Annotated in this window: 14 protein-coding genes and 1 pseudogene; 7 read left to right on the top strand and 8 right to left on the bottom strand. The window is 62.1% G+C overall.

What is annotated here, in order from left to right; all coding sequences use genetic code 11:
• Window positions 1-95 precede the first annotated feature (95 nt).
• The gene (cobA, locus tag P8H27_RS17640; RefSeq protein ID WP_289638973.1) at window positions 96-833 is read left to right on the top strand and encodes a uroporphyrinogen-III C-methyltransferase; all 738 of its coding nucleotides are present in this window, start codon (window positions 96-98) and stop codon (window positions 831-833) included.
• A gap of 739 nt (window positions 834-1572) precedes the next feature.
• On the opposite strand, the gene P8H27_RS20790 is transcribed toward cobA, so the two are convergent.
• The 6 genes and pseudogenes from P8H27_RS20790 to hppD form a co-directional block, all read right to left on the bottom strand.
• A complete protein-coding gene (locus tag P8H27_RS20790; protein WP_374761371.1) occupies window positions 1573-2286 on the bottom strand; it encodes a methyl-accepting chemotaxis protein in 714 nt (237 codons plus the stop codon).
• Window positions 2287-2430: 144 nt separating this feature from the next.
• Window positions 2431-2616 (bottom strand): annotated as a pseudogene (locus P8H27_RS20785) (HAMP domain-containing protein); the annotation flags it as partial.
• 1360 nt (window positions 2617-3976) lie between these two features.
• The gene (gene maiA / locus P8H27_RS17630) at window positions 3977-4627 is read right to left on the bottom strand and encodes a maleylacetoacetate isomerase (RefSeq protein ID WP_374761370.1); all 651 of its coding nucleotides are present in this window, start codon (window positions 4625-4627) and stop codon (window positions 3977-3979) included.
• A gap of 46 nt (window positions 4628-4673) precedes the next feature.
• Window positions 4674-5657 carry a fumarylacetoacetate hydrolase family protein gene (locus P8H27_RS17625; RefSeq protein WP_289638970.1) on the bottom strand — a complete coding sequence of 328 codons (984 nt, stop codon included), beginning with the start codon at window positions 5655-5657 and terminating at the stop codon, window positions 4674-4676.
• A 69-nt stretch (window positions 5658-5726) separates the two neighbouring features.
• On the bottom strand, window positions 5727-6863 hold the full coding sequence (locus tag P8H27_RS17620) for a homogentisate 1,2-dioxygenase (protein WP_289638969.1): 1137 nt from the start codon (window positions 6861-6863) through the stop codon (window positions 5727-5729).
• A gap of 109 nt (window positions 6864-6972) precedes the next feature.
• Window positions 6973-8055, bottom strand: coding sequence for a 4-hydroxyphenylpyruvate dioxygenase (hppD, locus tag P8H27_RS17615; protein WP_289638966.1), 1083 nt, complete (start codon window positions 8053-8055; stop codon window positions 6973-6975).
• A gap of 338 nt (window positions 8056-8393) precedes the next feature.
• On the opposite strand from hppD, the gene P8H27_RS17610 reads away from it, so the two are divergent.
• The 4 genes from P8H27_RS17610 to P8H27_RS17595 are packed head-to-tail and all read left to right on the top strand — an operon-like array spanning window position 8394 to window position 13135.
• Window positions 8394-9179, top strand: coding sequence for an efflux RND transporter periplasmic adaptor subunit (locus P8H27_RS17610; RefSeq protein WP_289638965.1), 786 nt, complete (start codon window positions 8394-8396; stop codon window positions 9177-9179).
• Complete coding sequence (locus tag P8H27_RS17605) at window positions 9176-10495, top strand: efflux RND transporter periplasmic adaptor subunit (protein ID WP_289638964.1); 1320 nt, start codon at window positions 9176-9178, stop codon at window positions 10493-10495. The genes P8H27_RS17610 and P8H27_RS17605 overlap by 4 nt, the downstream gene beginning before the upstream one ends.
• On the top strand, window positions 10496-12592 hold the full coding sequence (locus P8H27_RS17600; protein WP_289638963.1) for an HlyD family efflux transporter periplasmic adaptor subunit: 2097 nt from the start codon (window positions 10496-10498) through the stop codon (window positions 12590-12592). It begins immediately after the preceding gene.
• A 21-nt stretch (window positions 12593-12613) separates the two neighbouring features.
• Complete coding sequence (locus P8H27_RS17595; RefSeq protein WP_289638961.1) at window positions 12614-13135, top strand: GNAT family N-acetyltransferase; 522 nt, start codon at window positions 12614-12616, stop codon at window positions 13133-13135.
• Here P8H27_RS17595 and P8H27_RS17590 read toward each other — a convergent pair.
• Both P8H27_RS17590 and P8H27_RS17585 read right to left on the bottom strand, forming a co-directional pair.
• Window positions 13128-13448, bottom strand: a complete 321-nt coding sequence (locus P8H27_RS17590) for a DUF6916 family protein (protein WP_289638960.1) — start codon at window positions 13446-13448, stop codon at window positions 13128-13130. The two genes, P8H27_RS17595 and P8H27_RS17590, sit on opposite strands and share 8 nt — an antisense overlap.
• A gap of 84 nt (window positions 13449-13532) precedes the next feature.
• Entirely contained in the window at window positions 13533-14078 is a 546-nt protein-coding gene (locus P8H27_RS17585) for a phage tail protein (protein ID WP_289638959.1), read from the bottom strand.
• A gap of 340 nt (window positions 14079-14418) precedes the next feature.
• Here P8H27_RS17585 and P8H27_RS17580 point away from each other — a divergent pair, with 340 nt between their 5' ends.
• Together P8H27_RS17580 and P8H27_RS17575 are read left to right on the top strand one after the other, a co-directional pair.
• Window positions 14419-15291, top strand: a complete 873-nt coding sequence (locus tag P8H27_RS17580; protein ID WP_289638958.1) for a sulfotransferase — start codon at window positions 14419-14421, stop codon at window positions 15289-15291.
• Window positions 15292-15312: 21 nt separating this feature from the next.
• A partial coding sequence (locus P8H27_RS17575; RefSeq protein WP_289638957.1) for a DUF4347 domain-containing protein occupies window positions 15313-20960 on the top strand: 5648 nt, incomplete at its 3' end.

The following is a 20960-nucleotide window of genomic DNA, read 5'->3' as shown; positions in this document are numbered from 1 at the left end:
CCACCCCGTGGAAATCCGCGAAGTGTTTACTACCAAGGCAACGACCAGGATGGGTAACGCTTCGCGGTTAGCCACCCTACGACGAGGATTTTGATATGAGCGCAAAAGTCTGGCTGGTAGGTGCAGGCCCGGGTGACCCGGAGCTGTTGACGCTCAAGGCAGTGAAAGCGTTGCGGCAGGCCGAGATCGTGATGATCGACGACCTGGTCAACCCGGCGGTGCTGGAACACTGCCCAACCGCACGCATAGTCCCGGTGGGCAAACGCGGCGGCTGCCGCTCGACACCGCAGACCTTTATCCATCGCCTGATGTTGCGCTATGCGCGTCAAGGCAAGTGCGTGGTACGCCTGAAGGGCGGTGACCCGTGCATCTTCGGCCGCGGCAGCGAAGAGGCCGACTGGTTGCAGCAGCACGGTATCGCAGTGGAGATGGTCAATGGCATCACCGCTGGCCTGGCCGGTGCCAGCAACTGCGGCATCCCCCTGACCCTGCGCGGCGTTGCCCGCGGCGTGACCCTGGTCACCGCCCACACCCAGGACGACAGCAGCCTGAACTGGCAAGCCCTGGCCCAAGGTGGCACCACCCTGGTGGTGTATATGGGCGTGGCCAAGCTGGCGGACATCCGCGATAGCTTGCTGGCCGGCGGCATGTGCGCCGACATGCCGGTGGCGCTGATCGAAAACGCCTCGCTGCCGCACCAGCGCGAATGCCGCAGCTCGCTGGCGGCGATGCACCAAGATGCCCTGGCGTTCCAGCTGAAAAGCCCGGCCATCCTGGTGATCGGCGAAGTCGCAGCCACACATCAAGCACAAGCCATGGCCTCGATTGCCTGACCACTTCGCTCCTGCGGAGTTGTTCTTGCCCGGCCTGCGCCGGGCTTTTTTCTGGTTCTTCGCATTTCTGTGGGGACGTTGAGCTTGACACCGGACGGGCAAGTTTGTGCGCATCGGCCGAAGGCTTGGCATGGCCCGTTAACGCGTGTGCTGGACGTTTGGGTTGCGCCCCTGCGCAACACCTGCACTCGGCCTCATGGCGGGACTGGGACGCGAGCTTGCAGGATTTGCGCAAGAACTGGATGGGTAGCGTCTGAGCTTTTGTTCTTGAACTGCGCTCGTGCAGACACCGCCCAAGTCCCCTTCAGGAGGCCGAGTGGAATCGCCGCGTAAGGGGCCCCGCGGCATGGATGCCGCGAGAGCCGCGATGGGCCATGGATGGCCCTTCGCGGCGTGCCCCTGAAGCGGTGATGGAAGGAGGGAACCCCGGCGCAGCCGGGGCCGGATGGTGGGGTGCCCTTCTCTTTGGTTACTTTCTCTTGGGCAAGCAAGAGAAAGTGACTCGCCCGTAAGGGGCGAAACCCATCAGGCCAGACGGCGCGGTAACGGATAGAGCCAGGTCGTCAGCAACGCACACTTATTTGCCAGTCCGGTGTCAACCGGCACTTTCCCCAAACTACGCGAAGAACCATATTTATAGGCAAGGTCTGCGACGTCCACCTACTCAGCCACCATAGCCCGGATCCAATCCGGGAAGTTCGTCGCCTGCCATAGCATCGCGCCAAGCCCTTGGTTTACCTCAGGTGCGGAACTGCGCGACCAGGCCTTGCAACTCGCCCCCCAGGCGCGCCAACTCGGCGCTGGAAACGGCGGTTTGCTCGCTGGCCCTGGCGCTCTGCTCGCCGATATCGCGCACCCGGGTGACGCTTTCGCTGATGCTATCCGCCACGGCGCTCTGCTCTTCGGCGGCGGCGGCGATCTGCTGGTTCATCTGCTCGATGGTGCTCACCGCCTGGGTGATGCGGCCCAGCGCGTCGCCCGCCTGACCGACCAGGGTGACGGCGTGCCGGGTCAGCGTGCGGCTGCTTTCCATCTGCTCCACCGCGCCGCCCGCCATCCGCTGCAGGCTGGCGATCAGACCTTCGATTTCTGCCGTGGAATCGTGAGTACGCCGCGCCAGCGCTCGCACCTCGTCGGCGACCACGGCAAAACCGCGGCCTTGATCGCCCGCCCGGGCGGCCTCGATGGCCGCATTCAGCGCCAGCAGGTTGGTCTGCTCGGCAACCGCACGGATAACCTCCAAGACCCCGCCGATACGGGCGCTTTCCTGGTTCAGCGCCTGGATCGCAGCGGCCGAGTGATCGACCTCCAGCGCCAGGCTGTCGATTTGCGTCACCACCTGTTGCACCACCTGATTGCCCTGCTGCGCCTCGTGGTCGGCAGCGCGGGCCGCGCTGGACGCCTGCTCGGCGTTCTGCGCCACTTCCTGCACGGTGGCGGCCATCTGATGCATGGCGGTAGCGGTCTGCTCGGTCTCCTGGCGCTGGTTGTGCACCCCGGCGCTGGTTTGCGCGGTGATCGTCGAGAGTTGTTCGGCCGCGGCGGCGATCTGGCTGACGCCCCCGCCAATCCGCCCGAGCAGATTGCGCAGGCTGTCGGTCATGCCCTGCATGGCCGCCAGCAACTGGCCGAGTTCGTCGTGGCGATCGAGCGGCAAGTCCTGAGTCAGGTCGCCCTGGGCAATGCGCTGGGCAAAAGCCACACTCTGGCGCAAGGGGATGACGATCGAACGGGAGATCGACCAGGCGGCCAGCAAACCGAGAGCCACCGCCGCCACGCCCATGGCCGCAAGCAGCAGCATGGCTTGGCGACTGCCAACATCCATGCGCTGCTGCTCACGGGCTTTCGCCGCTTCGGCCAGGCTGAGCACCGCCCGCGCCCGTTCGATCATCGCGGCTTCGGTGGTGCGGCTCTGCTCGCGGATCTGCTGGTAATAGCCGAAAGAGCGCTGGTAGGCGGTCAACGCCTGCAAGGCCGTTTCGATTGCCGCCTGCTGCTCGTCGTTCAACCACACGGTCAGGTTGCGGGCGGCGCTTTGCAGATCTTCGCTGATATAAGCCCACTCCTCCAGCGCCTCGGCCGCACCGTCGATGATGTACAGACTCTCGTAACCGCGCAGATTGAGCATGCGCTTGCTCAGGCCGGATGCGGTTTCCGCCAGCGTCAGCGGATCGCTACCGCGGAGTTTGTCGCCTTGCAGACGCAACTCGCGCACGGCGTCGTACATGTCCAGCTCGATCGACTCGAATTGGCCGCGCGTCTCGACTGCAGCAGCACCCATGTCCTGGCGCGCCTGACGCGCCCTGCCCTGCAAGTCGACATAGCTGTCGAATTGGCTCAGGTAATCGGCAACCGCTTGCTGCATGGTCTGAAAGTGCTTGGCTTGCGCCGCCGAGGCGCCCTGCTCCAGCTGCAACAGCAACGCTTGCACGCTCGCCAGGCTCTCGCGTACCCGCTCGGCACTCTCGGTGCTTTGGCCGATGGCAAACGTACGCTCAAGCCGACGGGCCTGGAGAACTTCCATATTCACGGCCGTCAGTTGTCCGGTCAGGTTATGCCCTTGCACAATGGTTTGTAGTGCGATGAAACCGCTGGCGGTCACCGCAATGGTCAGCAGTAACACCAAGGCGAAACCGCAGAGCAGCTTCTTGCTTACGGCAAGGTTGGTGAACAGGCGGGCGGCAGACGGCAACATAAGCACAACTCCATTATTGTTATTCGACCCGCCGACCCGCCTTCTGGGAGCGGTGTGGCTGGCTTGCAGGGACACAACATCGATTTGGCGAGTATGGAGCATCGCAACCCCTGTGCCAGCTTTAGCCGTTGACTCTGTTTAAAGCCGACAACTCGCCGCAAAGCATCAGGGCAGAGGCGTACAAGGAGGCACGGGCAACCGGATCGTGGCGGCGCCCGGCTGCTTGCCCGGGCCGTTGTCGGCGACTAACCGCCGATCAACCTCTGCAAGTGGCGACTATTCGCCACTCTACCGACGCCAACTTCCCGGCGGGGCTAATCACGCCCACGTAAAAAAAGGCGCACGACACAAGGTCGAGCGCCTCCTGTTGCGTTCCTGACAAGCACGAGCGGGCTCATCACCCGGCGGGTCGCATCATCCCATGCGAGGTCAGCTAGTCGGGCCAGGATCACTGCGCGTCGGGCTGCACCTCTGGGGCCGCCTGTTTAAAAGCCTCAAGGGCTTCGCAACGCGCGGCCAGCGCGAGGATGCGCGGGTAGCCGTCTAGATCGCAGTTGAAACGCCGGGCGTTATACAGCTGGGGGATCAGGCAGGCCTCCAGATAGCCCGGCCGATCCCCCAGGGACAGGCGCCCATCGAAGTCCTTCAGCCCCTGCTCCACCGCAGCCAGCCCGGTCGCCACCCAGTGCCGGTACCAGGCGTCCTTCGCCGCGTCGCCGACGCCCAGCTCGGAGGACAGGTACTGCAGCACACGCAGGTTGTTCAGCGGATGCAGGTCGCAGGCGATATGCAGAGCCAGCGCGCGCACCCGGGCACGCTGAACCGGATCGGCCGGCAACAACGCCGGCAACGGGTAGACCTCATCCAGGTATTCGAGAGTGGCCAGGGACTGGGCGATGCGCACCCCGTCATTGCCCTCGTCCACCAGCAGCGGCACTAGCTGCTGCGGGTTGAGCGCCCGGTACTCGGCCGAGTGCTGCTGGCCGCCGTCCTTGACCAGATGCACCGGCACCTGCCGATAGGCCAGCCCCTTGAGGTTCAAGGCGATCCGCACCCGGTAGGCGGCGCTGGAGCGCCAGTAGCTATAAAGCGTGAGCATGGACATCCCTCCAGCCTAGGATGGGTTGAGCGCAGCGATATTCATCCTACGGCTCATACTTTTCCAGCACCTGGTCGATGGCGCCGAAGATGCTGTGGCCGGCGGCATCGAACATCTCGATGCGCACCCGGTCGCCGAATTTGAGAAACGGCGTCCTGGCCTCGCCCTGCTCGATAATCTCCAGCATGCGTTTTTCCGCCAGGCAGGACGAGCCGGCGCTGCGGTCGTAGTTCGACACCGTGCCCGAACCGATAATACTGCCCGCGCCCAGTGGTCGGCTCTTAGCCGCATGGGCCAGCAGGCTCGGAAAATTGAAGGTCATGTCGGTGCCGGCATCCGGCTGGCCGAACAACACCTCGTTGATGTGCGAGACCAACGGCCGATGCACCTTGCCGTCTTTCCAACAGTCGCCCAACTCGTCCGGGGTAATGGCCACCGGCGAGAAGCTCGACGAGGGCTTGCTCTGGTAGAAACCGAAGCCCTTGGCCAGTTCGCCGGGGATCAGGTTGCGCAGCGACACGTCGTTGACCAGCATCAGCAACTGGATGTGCTGCGCGGCCTCGGCGGCCGTGACGCCCATCGGCACGTCGTCGGTGATCACCGCGATCTCGGCCTCCAGGTCGATGCCCCAGGCCTCGTCGGCCATCCTGATCGGCGCCTGCGGCGGGATGAAGCAGTCGGCGCCCCCCTGGTACATCAACGGATCGTGCCAGAAGCTCTCCGGTATCTCGGCGCCCCGCGCCTTGCGCACCAGTTCGACGTGATTGACGTAGGCGCTGCCGTCGGCCCAATGGTAGGCCCGCGGCAGGGGGCTGTGGCAGGCACCTTGCGCGAAGGCGAAGGCGTCGCTGCACAGGCCGTCGTTGAGACGCTGGTAGACCGCGTCCAGCTTGGGCTTGCAGACGGCCCAGTCGTCCAGCGCGGCCTGCAAGGTGGCGGCGATGGCCGGAACTTTTAGCGCACGGGTCAGGTCGCGGGAGACCACGACCAGTACACCGTCACGGCCTTGATTCAATGATGCGAGTTTCATGCTCTAACCTCGTAGGGTGCGCCCTGCGCACCACAGATATTCGTCGGGTAGCGGTGCGTGCGAAACAGCCTACTTCAAGCCAGGCGCGCGCCAGGAGTTGACGTATTCGGGCACATCGACCTGCGCGGCGGCCGGGTCAATCTCCAGCGCGCGACGGGTATCGATCATCACCGCCACCTCGTCGACGAAGGTCGCCGGGCTTTCCTGGCTTTTCTGCAGGGCTTTGGGGTGCGGGCCGTGGGGGAAGCCGCAGGGGTGCAACGTGACCATGCCGGCCTCGATGTTGTCGCGGCTGAAGAAGTTGCCGCGGTGGTAGAACAGCACTTCGTCGTAGTCGTCGTTGTTGTGGTAGAACGGCACTTTCAACGCACCCGGATCGCTTTCCACCGGCCGCGGGGTGAAGGTGCAGACCACGAAACCATTGGCGACGAAGGTGGTGTGCGCCGACGGCGGCAGATGGTAACGGTGACTCATCAGCGGACGGATATCGCGCCAGTTGAGGCGCACCACGGTGTTGTCGCCATGCCAGCCAACCACGTCCAGCGGGTTGTAGGGGTAAGTCACGGTGCTGACCTGGTTGCGCCGCTTGATCCGCAGCTGCCAGGTGTTCTCATCCTGCTGGGCCTTGAACGCCTCGTCCAAACGCGGATGATCGAGCACCGCCGGATCGAAGATCGCCTGGGGCCCGAGCAGGCCCTTGTCCGGCAGCTGGTAGGCGCCATCGCTGCTTTCGATCAGCAACATGAAGGTCGGCTCGCTGGTTTCGATGCGCCAGGCGGTGCCGCGCGGGATCACCAGGTAGTCGCCGTCGCGGTACTCCAGGTGACCGAAGTCGCAATAGAAGTGCCCCGCGCCCCCATGGATAAACAACAGGTCGTCGCCATCGGCATTGCGCACCAGGTGGCGCATGGCGCCATGGGTCTTCCACAGGCGCAGCTTCATATCGGCGTTGTGCAGGGTCAGCGGCGCCTCCAGCGGGCAGTCGCGCTCGCTGGAAATATCGTTGAAGTTGAAGGCGTGCGGGCGTAACGGCCCCTGCCAGTCGATCCAGGCAGTCGGTGGATGCTTGTGGTGCAGGTGCGCGGTGGGGCCGAAGAAGCCTTCGCGGCCCATCTCGCGCTCGTAAGTACCCTCGGGAAAGTCGCAGTGCGCCTGGCGCGAACACTCGCCTTCGCGCGGGGGGAAGCTGATCCAGTTACGGCTCATGGCCGGTATCTCCTCGATGCAAGGCTTTTGTAGGCTGGGTTAGGCGCGGCCAGCACCTGCCGGCACACGGCGCATCCCTCTGCGCCTAACCCACCCTCCGATTTGCGGATCATTCGCCCTTGAGCACGCCGCGCTTGATCTGGTCTTCCTCGATCGACTCGAACAGCGCCTTGAAGTTGCCCTCGCCGAAGCCCTGGTTGCCCTTGCGCTGGATGATCTCGAAGAAGATCGGGCCGATCACCGTATTGGTGAAAATCTGCAACAGGATGCCGTCATCTCCCGGCGCGCCGTCGATCAAGATATTCAGCTCGCGCAGCAGCTCGCTCGGCTCGCCGTGGCCGGGCACGCGGCTGTCCACCTTGTCATAGTAGGTGCCCGGGGTCTGCATGAAGTCCACGCCGCTGGCGCGCAGCTGGCGCACGGTGGCGTAGATGTCGTCGGTGCTCAGGGCAATGTGCTGAATGCCTTCGCCGTGGTACTCGCGGATGAATTCCTCGATCTGCGACTTGTCGTCGGCCGACTCGTTGATCGGGATGCGGATCTTGCCGCACGGCGAGGTCATGGCCCGTGACACCAGACCGGTGAGTTTGCCTTCGATGTCGAAATAGCGGATCTCGCGGAAGTTGGCAATCCGCTCGTAGAAACCCGACCAGACATCCATCTGCCCACGCTTGACGTTGTGAGTCAGGTGATCCAGTTCTTTCAGGCCGACCGAGTTGTCCTGTGGCGTACGGCCTTCGATGTACTCGAAATCGACGTCGTAGATGCTCTTGTCGCCGTAGCGGTCGACCAGGTACAGCAAGGAACCGCCGATGCCTTCGACGCAGGGAATGTTCAGCTCGCCGAAGTTGGCATGACTGCCGACCAGCGTGGCGCCCTGGGCCTCGACATAGGCCGCCGCCTGCGCCGCGTTCTGTACTCGAAAGGCCATGGCGCAGGCGCTGGGCCCGTGCTTGAGGCCGAACTCGCGAACGTGGCCGGTGGGACTGCCGTTGAGCACGAAATTGATGTCGTTCTGCTGGAACAGCCAGACTTCCTTGGAGCGGTGCTTGGCGGTTTCGGTAAAGCCCATGGCAGTGAACAGTTCACGCAACTGCTGAATGCCTTCGGGGGTCGGCGCGGTGTACTCGACAAATTCGAAGCCGTCGGTACCGATGGGGTTGTGCTGTTCGATCTTGTTCACGGCGGTCATTACGCCTCCTCGTTATTGTTGTAGACAACCGCTCACCCTGGCGCCAGAGCGGCTCGACTTACCCCATCACAACCTCTGCACTGACGCCGGGCAAGCGCACCTTAGCGCCGCGCCGCGACGCCGACCGGCTGCAGCCGGCAAGTTTTGCTTACACCTTACGCCTTGGCAGTAACCACACCCCTGGCCGCCGCCAATGCGTAACGTTTTCCTGCCAAAGCGGCCCACCAAGCTGCCAGCCATCCCGTCGCCGCTACACTCAACAACGTTTGTGTCCGGCGATTTGCGCAATCCGCCTTCTCCCGTACACTGCCAACATAAAAAATGCAGGGAGTGCAACGATGCAACGAACCATTGGCCGGGCCGGAGCGGCAGTCTTACTGCTATGCGCAAACTGCATCCAAGCGGCAGCGCTGGAAACCGACCCTCTGCTCGACGAGCCGGCAAACCTCGGCAGCATGGCTGAACGCAAGGCGCGCGGCGTACTCCGCGCCCGCGACCAGGCCGTACTGTCCAGCGAATTAGCCGGCCGAATCATCGAGATGCCCTTCAGTGACGGTCAGGACTTCAGCAAAGGCGACGTCCTGGTACGGTTCGACTGCAGTGCTTACCAGGCTCAGCTGAATGCAGCGCAGGCATCTGCACGTGCAGCCCGCGAAGAGCTGAGCCACAACAAGCAACTGGCCGCACTCAACTCGGTCGGACGCTTCGAGGTAGCGCTGGCCGAGGCACGCCAGGCCCAAGCCCAGGCGGAAGCCCAGGTTTATCAGGTTCAGGTCAAACATTGCTCGGTTGTCGCCCCATTCAATGGCCGGGTGGTGCAACGCCAGGTACAGCCCCACGAGAGCGTGGCCAGCGGCACCCCGCTGCTGGAAATCGTCGACAACCGCACCCTGGAGCTGCAGTTGCTGGTGCCCTCCAGCTGGCTGGCCTGGCTCAAACCGGGCCAGCGCTTCGAGTTCGTCCCGGATGAAACCGGTCAGCCTTTGCAGGTGGAACTCAAACGTCTGGGGGCACGCATCGATGAAGGTAGCCAGACCCTGCTGCTGATCGGCGCCCTGCCCCAAGACGCACCCGGACTGCTGGCCGGCATGAGCGGTAGCGCCCGCTTCCTGGAGGCCCAATGACGGCCCAGGTACAAGGCCCAGCCGAGCGCCTGTTCGCCCAGCTCCTCGCGCTGCAGAGTCAGGCGCGCGCCGCCGCAGACGTCGACAGCCTGGCCTATGTGCTGGTCAACGACACCCAACCCCTGTTCGGCTATCGTCACGCCGCCCTGCTGATCGCCGGCCGCGTGAATGCGGTGACCGCTATCAGCAGGGTCGAGCCGCATGCCCCCTTCGTCGCCTTCGTCGAGAGCGCGGCCTCTCAGTTGCTAGCCCAAGGCACATCGAGCAAGGCGCAGGTAGTGGACGCTGCGGTGCTGGATGAGCAAACCCGCGCCGATTGGCAAAGCCTGTCGGCCGGCTCAGTGTTCTGGCTGCCATTACTGGATCGTGACAACGCTTTGTTCGGTGGTCTATGGATCGCCCGCGAGCAACCCTGGAGCCAGGCCGAACAGGCCCTGCTGCTCCAGCTCGGCGACTGCTACAGCCATGCCTGGCTGGCGTTGCAGCCACGCAAGCCCTGGCGCCTGCGCTGGCCGCGCAAGAAGATTCTCGCCGTGGCGGCAGCCGCCTCGTTGCTACTCCTGCTGCCGGTGCGTCAATCGGTGCTGGCTCCCGCCGAGGTCGTACCGCTCAACGGCCGAGTAGTGGTGGCGCCACTGGATGGCGTGATTGGCGAGATCAAGGTCAAGCCTAATCAGGCCGTGGCGCCGGGCGACCTACTGGTGAGCTTCGACGCCACCTCGCTCAAAGCCCAGGCAGATGTCGCCGAACGCAGCCTGGATGTCGCCGAGGCTGAGCTGAAGAGCAACGCCCAACGTGCCTTCACCGATACCGAAGCCAAAGCACGACTGGATCTGCTGGCCGCGCGAGTCGAACAGAAACGCGCCGAGCGCGATTACGCCCGCGAACTGCTGGATCGTAGCGAAGTACGCGCCGAGCGCACTGGCATCGCGGTGTTTGCCGACGCCGAATACTGGACCGGCAGACCGGTGCAGACTGGCGAACGGCTGATGGAAATCGCCGACCCACAGCAAGCCGAGCTACGCATCGAACTGGCGGTGGGCGATGCTATCGATCTTGCCTCTGGTGCCGAAGTGGTGCTGTTTCTCGACAGCGATCCGCTCAACCGTTACTCCGCCCAGCTCCGACGCCTCGCCTACGAGGCACAAACGAGTGCCACCGGACAACTGGCCTACCGCCTCGACGCCGGTTTCTCCGCCACACCACCACGCATCGGCCTGCGCGGCACCGCCAAACTGTTCGGCCATCGCGTGCCGCTGGCCCTGTACCTGCTTCGCCGCCCGCTGGCCGCGTTGCGCCAGCGTCTGGGCCTGTAAATGCGGCTGCCGACGCTACGCCCCGACTTGCAACTCTCCCCAGCCGCAGCGGCGCTGGATGGATCGCCGCAATGGATCCTGGCCGATCCCCTGCGCGGGCGCTATTTCAAGCTTGGTGCCGCCGCCCTGAGGCTGCTACGGCATTGGTCGTTAGGCGATGCACAGCATGTGCTGGCCGCCGCCAACGCACAGCCGGGAGCCCCCTTGGGCGAGACGGAACTACAAGAACTGCTGCGTTTTTTGCGCGGTCACGACCTGATCGCCGCCGCGGATGCCGAGCAGCGCGCCAGCTATGCCATCAAATCCGCGGCACAACGCCAGAGCCTGTGGCAACTCGCGCTGCACCAGTACCTGTTCTTCCGTATTCCACTGTGGCGACCGGATGCCTTCCTCAACCGCACCTGGCCCTGGCTGGAGCGTCACGGCGCCAAGCTGCTGCGCATCGGCCTGCCATTGACACTGGGCCTCGGCCTGTTCCTGGTGGCGCGCGACTGGGAGCGCTTTGTCGCCACCTTCCCGCACCTGTTCAGTCTCGGTGGCGCACTGGCCTTCGGCGTAGCGTTGGTATTCGCCAAGTTGTGCCATGAACTCGGTCACGCCTACATGGCCAAGCGCGCCGGGTGTCGGGTGCAGAGCATGGGTTTGGCCTTTATGGTGCTGTTTCCGCTGTTCTATACCGATGTCAGCGATGCCTGGCGGGTCAATGACCGCCGCTCGCGCCTACTGATCGGCGCCGGCGGCATGCTCGCCGAACTGTTGCTGGCGGCCATTGCGTTGCTGGCATGGTCGTTTTTGGCGGATGGCCCTATGCGCACAACAGCCTTCATGCTCGCGAGCGCCACTTGGCTGACCACCCTGGCGGTCAACCTCAATCCGTTCATGCGCTTCGATGGGTATTTTCTGCTTAGCGACCTATGGCGGGTGGAGAACCTCCAAGAACGCGCCTTTGCCCTATGCCGCTGGCGCCTGCGCGAAGCCCTGTTCGGCTATGCTGAGCCGATGCCCGAGCCTTGGTCGCCGACCCTCTATCGACGCCTGCTGGCCTGGGGCTACAGCGCCTGGCTGTGGCGGGCGGTGTTATTCTTCGCCATCGCGCTGTTGGTCTATCACCTGTTCTTCAAACTGCTCGGCAGCTTCCTGATGCTAGTGGAGCTGGTCTGGTTCATCGGCCTGCCGATCTGGCGGGAAACCCGTATCTGGTGGCAACGCAGGAACCAGGCCAGCCCGAGCCGACTGCTACTGGTGGCCGGCGCTTTGCTCGGCGGTTTGCTCCTGTTGGTGATGCCCTGGCGCAGCGGGGTCGAAGTACCGGCGCTGCTTGAAGCCGCACGGGCCAGCGCCTTGTATGCACCGCTACCGTCGCGCTTGAAGCGTATGGAAGTGCGCGATGGCCAGCAAGTGCAGGCAGGCGACCTGCTGCTGGAACTTGAATCGCCGGATTTGGATGCGCGTCAATCCATCGTGCGCAGCCAGATCCGCATACTCCAACTCCAGTTACGGCGCCAGGCGGGTCGCAGCGAGACCGTGGCCGATGTGAGCGTGCTCGAGCAACAACTGGCCGAATCGCTGGCCGAATACCGTGGCCTGGCCGCCCAGCGTGCGCGCTTGCTGTTGCGTGCGCCGCATGCGGGTGTGGTGCGCGACCTGCTGCCGGGACTCAGTCCAGGTCGCTGGCTGCAGCCACAGGCGCCTCTGGCGCGGGTGGTGGAAGAACAGGTGCGGCTTCGCGGCTATCTGCCCGAGGAGGCGCTCTGGCGTGTCGAAGCCGGCGCCGACGGGCGTTTCATCGCCGATGATCCACTGCGCCCGGCCTTGTCGGTGAGCCTCGTCGAAATCAGCGCCACCGGCGCACCCTACCTGGATATTGAGGCGCTGGCCTCGGATCATAGCGGGCCAATCGCCGTGCGCCGCGACTCACAACGTCGCGCCCAGCCAGTGCAGGCGCAATATGCGGTACGCCTTGCCCTGGTCGATGAACTGACCCTGCCTGCACAGCCGCTGCGCGGTGTGGTGATGTTGCAAGGGCGACGCGAGTCGCTGCTCGGCGCGACCTGGCATCGCTTGGTCGCGTTGGGCGTGCGGGAAAGCGGATTTTAGGAAACAGCCAAGGAGAAGCGCATGTTGAACACCTCATCCATGCCTGAAGGGCTCACCGTAAGGCCCGCACGGCCCAGTGACGAACCATTCCTGCAGGGGCTCTACCACTCGGCGCGGCCAGACTTGCAGTGGATCGATGGCGAGCACGAACTGATCGATCATGTGATTGCCTTACAGTACCGCGTGCAACAGGAAGGTAGCGGGGCCAACTACCCGAATGCCATGCACTTTGTCATCGAAAAGACCAGTGACTCGATAGGCGCGATGATCGCCGATTTCGGCCACAACGAAGTACGCCTGATCTACCTGGCCTTCACCCCCCTCGCCCGCGGGCGCGGCTACGGCAAGGCCGTGCTGCAAGGGGTGCAGCAGGCCGCGCGGAAAGTATTCAGCCCGGTTGCGGTGGTGGTCTGGCGCAACAACCCACAGGCCAAGCAGCTGTACCTGCAGATGGGTTTCAGGGTCGAGGAGTCCCACCCGATGGCGGAGCGCCTGGCCTGGTATCCAGACCAGGCGCCGCCCCGCACGGATCGGCTTAGCTGAACAGTATCTGGAAATAGCTCTGGCCGGGATCCCGGCCGAGCGCCGCCTCCCGCGCCACCATCATGTTGGCTACGCGGCCTAGCTGCGGCAACTCCAGCGAGCATAAACCATGCACGAAGCTGGTGGGCTGAACGGCCGTCAGGCCCACCGCGAACGGCAGACGCCTCTCCTCGTCGGCCTCAGGCATTCGTGCTTGCGGCTTGAGGCTGACCGAGTCGACCCGCAGATGCAGGGTTTCACCGTCATGGATATCAAACCGGCAGACCTGACCTTGCAATTGGCGAAAATGATCGGCATCGATGAGATCAAGCATATTGGTGAGTCCTGTAATCCAGTATGAGAAATGCAAGCTGCACACGCAGCCCCTTTGCCAGGCAAAGGGGCTGCGACAACGGGCTCAGTTACGTGACGGGAAGATTCCGAGCATGGCAATGCTGAAGTTGATCGCCAGGAACGGATTCATGATATCGATAGGCCGGCTTCCTCCGGCCATGCCCGCCTGAGCCCCACCCAAAGGGACTGACTCGGTGAGCGCATCCGACCAGATCGAGGCAGAGCCCGGCCCTCCTCCGGAGGCTCCCAGGTATTGATTGGTAGTGCTCGGCGCAGTCGCCGGCGCAGAAGGCGTACCAGCCACCTGCACCTGTATCGCATGGGTGTGCATGGGCATCTCGCTGGACGTCAGCGTGACCAAGGGAGTACCGCCTACCTCGCCCCAATCGTAATCCGGCAAACCGGGCCCTCGGCCCATGCCGATCGGCATCCGCCCTTGCAAATTGGGCAAGCCAAAGGTCACCTGCCCATTACCGCCATAAGTGATTCCGAGCAGGGAAAACAGCGCCGTATTTTGCGAGATCGCCATCAACTGGCCCTCGCACAGGGACCAGCCGCGTGGGGGAAAGTTAAACGCAAAAGACTGGATAGTGCCGATAAAGGATTCCATGGATTAGCTCCTCAGGGTTATTAGCAACACAACCTGCCCCAGACGCCTGACTGCGCGGCTCGCGTAAGCGAAACAGACACCCCGGGACAGGAAGAATTGCGCCCAGACGTAGCGGCGCAACACCTCAATGGTTGTAGCCCAAACTTCGGCGAAGTAAACCCGAACGGTACCCCTGCAGTCAGAGGAGCGGTAATAATTTCTCGGTTGCTGGCAGTATTCTCCATTAGATGGCTATGCTAACCGCAGTTTTAGGGGCTTAATTGACCTCGACTGATTGTTGCCCATGAGGCCGCCCTTAAATCGGAATATGCTGCCAGCAGCAAATGGAAAGGAGTCCGCATTGTCGTCCTATCATTTCATCTCCGGCCTACCCCGCTCCGGATCCACGCTGCTATCGGCACTGCTGCTGCAAAATCCGCGCTTTCACGCCGGCATGACCAGCCCCGTCGGCAGCCTGTTCTCCAGCCTGCTCGGCCAATTCAGCGCCGGTAGCGAGTTCGGCCCGGTGATCGAGCAGGCAGTACGGCGCCGCCTGCTGCGCGGCCTGTTCGACAACTACTATGCCGACCAGAGTGACAAGTCGGTGGTATTCGACACCAATCGACTGTGGTCCGCCAAGCTGCCTGCCCTGCTCGACCTGTTCCCCTCCAGCAAAGTCATAGCCTGCGTGCGCAACGTTGCCTGGGTGATGGATAGTCTGGAGCGCCGGTACCGGGCCAACCCCTACGAGAACACCAAGCTGTTCGCCGACGATGCCGAACGCAATACTGTCTACAGTCGTGTCGACACCCTGGCGCAACGCAACCGTCTGGTCGGCTTCGCCTGGGCGGCGCTGAAAGAAGCCTATTACGGCGAACACGCCAGCTCTGTGCTGATCGTCGACTACGACCTGCTGACCCAGTCCCCGGAAAAAGTCTTGCGCTTGGTTTACGACTTTATCGAAGCCCCCTGGCACCCGCACGACTTCGTCAATGTGCACTACGACGCCCCAGAATTCGATCAAGCCCTGGGCCTTTCCGGTCTGCACCGGGTTCGCCCCCAGGTCGCCGCACAAACCAGGCGGACGATCCTGCCACCTGATTTGTTCGAGCAATACTCGGCTTTATCGTTCTGGAAAGACGGCGTCGGCAGCGCCGCCAATGTCATCCGGGCCATGCCCGAGAACTCGGCGCAATGCGCTGATACCACAAGAACAATCGTTGCAACGCACTAGAGCACAGGCAAGGAGGCAATCATGTGGTGGAACAAAAGCGGTAAGCATTCCCGCAAGCAGGCAGAGCAGATCACGTCGCAAAAACGGCCGCTACTGATCCAATCACTCGAAGCGCGCATGATGTTTGACGGCGCCATCGCCGCCACCGGCATCGATGCTGCCCAGGCCACCAATAGCCAGGAAAGCTCGACCTCGGCCACCGGCGACAACGCCGCGCAGCAAGATAACGCTAACGAACAACCTCTCGCGATTAGCGCCAATTCACCGGTTGAGAATCGCAACGAAATTGTGTTTGTTGATACCCGCGTGCCGGATTATCAGGCTTTGCTGGATGCCGTATCGCCGAACACCGAAATCGTTTTCTTGAATACCGAGCAAAATGGTGTCCAGCAAATTGCCGACGCACTCGCAGGACGCAGCGACATCGACGCCATTCATATTATCTCCCATGGCGATGCGGGCCTTTTACTGCTGGGCAATGCCCCGCTATTCGATGGCAACATCGATGCTTACGCCGCTCAACTACAAACCATTGGCGATTCTCTAAGCGCAGACGGAGACATACTGCTTTACGGTTGCGAGGTAGGTGCAGGCAGCGCAGGTCAAAACTTTATGACCCAATTAGCCGCTGCGACCGGCGCCGACATAGCCGCCTCCACCGACAACACCGGTACCGCCAGCAAGGGCGGCAACTGGACGCTGGAAACTACCACGGGCGAGGTAAGTTACACGGCTGCGTTGAACACATCGCTACTGAGTTCCTACGACCACCTCCTGGAAACCGCCAACGTCAATACTGTTGCCGGGCTTAAAGCCGCTATTGCCATAGGCAATACCGACGGTGCGGCCGATGTCATCACCCTAACCGGCAATATCACCTTTGCCTCGGCCGTCGATGCGATCACCATCAATGTTACCGATGGGCAGACGATGTCCATCGTGGGCGGTGGTTTCACCTTAAGCGGCAACAACCTCACCCGCGTATTGGACGTGTTTACCTCCGGGGGCGGCTCCGCAGTTGCCATCAGCAACCTTACTGTAAGCAATGGTTTTCTGAGCGGTGCAGGCGGCGATATCGGCGACGGTGCGGTGGGCGCAACGGGCGGCGACGCTCTGGGCGCGGCTATCCGTAACGCCGGGATTCTGACCATTACCAACAGTACGATTACCGGCAACAAGGCGGCAGGCGGTGGCGGCGGTGGCAGTGCGCTAGGTGGCGGCGGTGGCGCAGGCGGCGGCGGCGGCGGTTTTGGCAGCACCTTTGGCGGGGCCGGCGGGGCAAACCCGCCCCACCTAGCAGGCTCGGCCTCGGCCGGCTCCGGCGGAAGAGGCGCCGGCTACGGCTCAATGGGCGGCGGCGGCGGCACCACCGTAGGTGGAGCCGGCTCCACCTACGGTGGTGGCTATACCAACGGCGGCAACGGCGGGAGCGCAAACAATGGCTCGATCTCGATTGGCGGCGGCGGCGGCGGCGCGGGTTATGACCGCGCAGGTGGCCATGGCGGCAACGCCGTGGGGGCTATTTACAACACCGGCACCCTGACCATTCTCAGCAGCTCGATCACCAACAACATCGGCGCGGGCGGCGGCGGGGCCGGCGGCGCAGCAACAGGTAGCTACAACAGCGGCAATGGTGGCAATGCAGGCTCCGGCACTGGCGCGATCTGGAACGCAGGTGGCACGGTGCAGATCGATTCAGCAACCAACACCTCGCTGGCAACTGGCAACACCGGCGGCGCTGGCGGGGTAGGCATCGCGACAAAAGGCGGCAGTTCCAATGGCATAGTCGGTACCGCGATCTCGCAAATTCTGACGACCGACGGCGGAACCACCGTCACCGACTACAACCTCAATGCCGCACCCGTCATCAGCAATCTCAACGGTGAGAGTGTCGACTGGGCCGGCGTCGGCAACACAGTGGTACTGGATGCCGGGGCCAACGCCGCGCTGACGGATGCCGAGCTTGGTGCGCTCAATAGCGGTAACGGCAACTGGTCCGGCGCCAGCCTGACAGTGCAACGTTCAGGTACGGCGCTCAGCGCAGATACGTTAGGTTTCAACACCTCCGGCGCCCTCTTTACCGTCAGTGGCAGCAACCTGCAATCGGGTGGCCAGACCTTTGCCACTTTCACCAATACCGGAGGTGTATTAACCATTACCTTCACCAGCAGTGGCACCGCTGCAACGACAGCCTTGGTAAACGATGTCGCCCAGCACATCACCTACCGCAATGACACCCCGGCGGGTGATGCTACCGTCCGCTTCACCTTAAGTGATGGCACTAACAGCACCACCGCGAATGTGACCGTAGCCTCCGACATTATCTACGTCACCAATTCCACCGATACTGCCACCATTGATGAGAGCAACGGAGTCAGCTTCAGCGAGGCCGTAGCCATTGCTGCTGCCGATGCCACCGGTAGCCAGACCATTGTCTTCGACGGCACACTCGCCAGCACTTTATTGACGATTAATAACGTAACGCTGAACGAGAGCCTGACCTTTGACATGGATTTGGCCAGTGGCCTGTCACTGACAACGGGTACCATTACCATTGGCAGCGGCACGCTGAGCCTTAACAATGGCAGCAGCGATACGGCCACCATCTCCAGCGCCTTAGCGGGCAGTGGAACCCTAACCAAAACCGGCGCGGGCACACTGACATTCTCCGGCAGCAACACCTATACCGGAGCCACCACTGTGGCTGCCGGTACGTTAGTCGTCAGTGGCGGCTCCGCCATCGCCAACAATAGCGACGTCACTGTCGCCAGCGGCGCGACCCTGTCGCTCTCGTCAAACGAATCCATTGGCAATCTGTCCGGTGCAGGATCGATTAGCCTGGGCAGTAGCACACTGACCACTTCACTCACTGCCGACACCACCTTCTCTGGTGATATCAGTGGCACCGGTGGGCTCACAGTTCACCAATCGCCAGCGGCCACCTTCGCGCTGACCCTTTCCGGTAGCAATACCTATACAGGTGCGACGACAGCAATTAACTACGGCTGGATCAGGTTGAACGGCGACGCTTCTGTTTCTAGCAGCAGCACTCTGAAAGCCAACGGCAACAGCATAATAACTCTGTTGTCAGATCAAACGGTCGGCAGCTTGTTCAGCAACAATGCCAACGCCAGTATCGATTTGGGCAGTTTCACCCTGACCGCTGGCAGCGACAATAGCAGCACAAATGTCTCTGGGGTCATTTCCGGCAGCGGTGCTTTGATCAAACAAGGCAGCGGCACCATGACCTTGTCTGGCACCAATAGCTATTCCGGGAATACCACAGTATCGGCAGGCACCCTATCGCTCAGCAGCGACAGCAACCTGGGCAGCGGCTCCCTGACTTTGGCCGCTGGCACCACATTGGATATAACGGGCGCTACAACCATTGACAACGCGATGGCACTCAGTGGCGATGCCATCATCAGCACCTCCGCCAACGTCACCTTGTCCGGCGTTATCAGCGGAGCCAATAACCTCAGCAAGTCTGGCGCCTCAACACTGACACTGTCAGGCACCAATAGTTATACAGGCACCACAACCGTGAGTGCCGGCGCATTGAGTGTGGCAAGCGACGGCAATTTGGGCACCGGCTCCCTGTCCCTGGCCGCGGGCACCACCTTGGCAGTAACCGGCGCAACAACCATTGATAACGATGTAGCCCTCAGTGGCGATGCCACCATCAGCACCTCCGCCAACGCCACCTTGTCCGGTGTTATCGGCGGAGCCAATAACCTCAGCAAGTCTGGCGCCTCAACGCTGACGCTGTCAGGCACCAATAGTTATACAGGCACCACAACCGTGAGTGCCGGTGCATTGAGTGTGGCAAGCGACAGCAATCTGGGCGCTGGTTCACTGACCCTGGCAGCGGGCACCACCTTGGCAGTAACCGGCGCAACAACCATTGACAACGATGTAGCACTCAGTGGCGATGCCACCATCAGCACCTCCGCCAACGCCACCTTGTCCGGCGTTATCAGCGGAGCCAATAACCTCAGCAAGTCTGGCGCCTCAACGCTGACGCTTTCCGGCACCAATACCTACTCTGGAACCACCAGTATCAGTGCCGGCACTTTAAGCATATCTAGCGACAGCAACTTGGGCAGCGGCACGGTAACACTGGCTGCTGGCACTACCCTGGCGGTAACCGGCGCCACAACTATCGATAACGCAGTTGCACTCAGCGGTAACGCTACTATCAGCACCTCCGCCAATACCATTATCTCGGGGAATATCACCGGTGCAGGAGGCCTAACCAAGACGGGGGCCGCTACCCTGACCCTGAGTGGTACCGATGACTACACAGGTGCCACCAATATCAACACTGGCGTCTTATTGGTAAGCGGCACCTTAAGCGCCACTTCAGGTGCGACCGTTGCCTCGGGCGCAACGCTGGGCGGAACAGGTTCCCTCAATGGAGTGACCGTGCAAAGCGGCGGCACACTTTCACCGGGCAATAACCCAGGCACCCTGACCATTAACGGCAACCTGACCATGAACTCGGGCAGCACCCTGAGTATTGACATCAATGGTACTACGGCGGGCGTACAGCACGATCAACTCATTGTTAATGGTGCGGTGGATGTCAGCTCAGCCACTACTTCCATAAATCTAGGCTATACACCTACCAACGGCGATACTTACACCGTCATTTCGAACGACGGCAGTGATGCTATTACCGGAATATTCTCTTCCCTCTCCGAGGGCGGCTCCCTTGCGGTCGGCGGGAATAGCTTCACCGCAAGCTATGTGGGTGGCACAGGGAACGACTTCACCTTCACAGCGGCCGATACCACTCCGCCCTCGGTAAGCTCGGTCTCGGTTCCTTCCAATGGAACCTATACCCAAGGCCAAAACCTCGACTTTACGGTTAATTTCGATGAAGCCGTGACGGTGAACACCGGTGGTGGGACGCCTTATATCAACCTAACGCTGGATACCGGGGGAACAGTTGCGGCGGCCTATGTGAGCGGCAGCGGAAGCACAAATCTGGTGTTCAGTTACACCGTGTCAGGCGGCGATGTGGATAGCGATGGGGTAACTGTCGGTTCTGCCATCGTCCTCAATGGCGGAACCCTGCAAGATGCCGCAGCCAATAATGCAAACCTGACATTAAATAGCGTTGGCTCCACCACAGGCGTGTTAGTCGATACGGTTAACGATGCACCTACACTTACAGCGACAGGATCCTCGCCAAGTTACACAGAAAACGGTTCAGCGGTAACGCTATTCTCAGGCACAACTATTAGCACCATAGAGTCAGGGCAAACAATCACGCAACTCTCGTTGACCATCACCAACGTGACCGAGGGCGCCGGCGAAATACTACGAATAGACGGCACCGATATTGCGCTAACCAACGGTAACTCTGAGACTACAGCCGCCAATGGCATGTCCGTTACGGTATCGGTTACCGCCAGTACCGCAACGGTGAGCATTAGCAAGGTCGCAGGCATCAGCAGTGCGGCGGCGCAAACACTGGTGGACGGCCTGAGCTATCGCAATGACAGCGAAGCGCCCACTGCAGCCAACCGCATCGTCACCCTTATAAGTATTCAAGATAGCGGCGGAACGGCTAACAGCGGCGTCGACACCACGCCATTGTCAACCTCATCCACCGTCAATGTTATTGCCGTCAATGACACCCCCGTGGCCACCAGCAGCGGCGG

The sequence above is a fragment of the Pseudomonas sp. sp1636 genome, assembly GCF_030376615.1.
GTDB lineage: Bacteria > Pseudomonadota > Gammaproteobacteria > Pseudomonadales > Pseudomonadaceae > Aquipseudomonas.
This window is presented reverse-complemented; position numbering and strand designations above follow the sequence as displayed.

Coding starts and splice junctions, on each gene's coding strand:
- hppD (WP_289638966.1), bottom strand. CDS start 8,055: ATGACCGCCGTGAACAAGATCGAACAGCACAACCCCATCGGTACCGAC.
- maiA (WP_374761370.1), bottom strand. CDS start 4,627: ATGCTCACGCTTTATAGCTACTGGCGCTCCAGCGCCGCCTACCGGGTG.
- P8H27_RS17600 (WP_289638963.1), top strand. CDS start 10,496: ATGCGGCTGCCGACGCTACGCCCCGACTTGCAACTCTCCCCAGCCGCA.
- P8H27_RS17585 (WP_289638959.1), bottom strand. CDS start 14,078: ATGGAATCCTTTATCGGCACTATCCAGTCTTTTGCGTTTAACTTTCCC.
- P8H27_RS20790 (WP_374761371.1), bottom strand. CDS start 2,286: ATGCATCAGATGGCCGCCACCGTGCAGGAAGTGGCGCAGAACGCCGAG.
- P8H27_RS17610 (WP_289638965.1), top strand. CDS start 8,394: ATGCAACGAACCATTGGCCGGGCCGGAGCGGCAGTCTTACTGCTATGC.
- P8H27_RS17590 (WP_289638960.1), bottom strand. CDS start 13,448: ATGCTTGATCTCATCGATGCCGATCATTTTCGCCAATTGCAAGGTCAG.
- P8H27_RS17605 (WP_289638964.1), top strand. CDS start 9,176: ATGACGGCCCAGGTACAAGGCCCAGCCGAGCGCCTGTTCGCCCAGCTC.
- P8H27_RS17620 (WP_289638969.1), bottom strand. CDS start 6,863: ATGAGCCGTAACTGGATCAGCTTCCCCCCGCGCGAAGGCGAGTGTTCG.
- P8H27_RS17595 (WP_289638961.1), top strand. CDS start 12,614: ATGTTGAACACCTCATCCATGCCTGAAGGGCTCACCGTAAGGCCCGCA.
- cobA (WP_289638973.1), top strand. CDS start 96: ATGAGCGCAAAAGTCTGGCTGGTAGGTGCAGGCCCGGGTGACCCGGAG.
- P8H27_RS17625 (WP_289638970.1), bottom strand. CDS start 5,657: ATGAAACTCGCATCATTGAATCAAGGCCGTGACGGTGTACTGGTCGTG.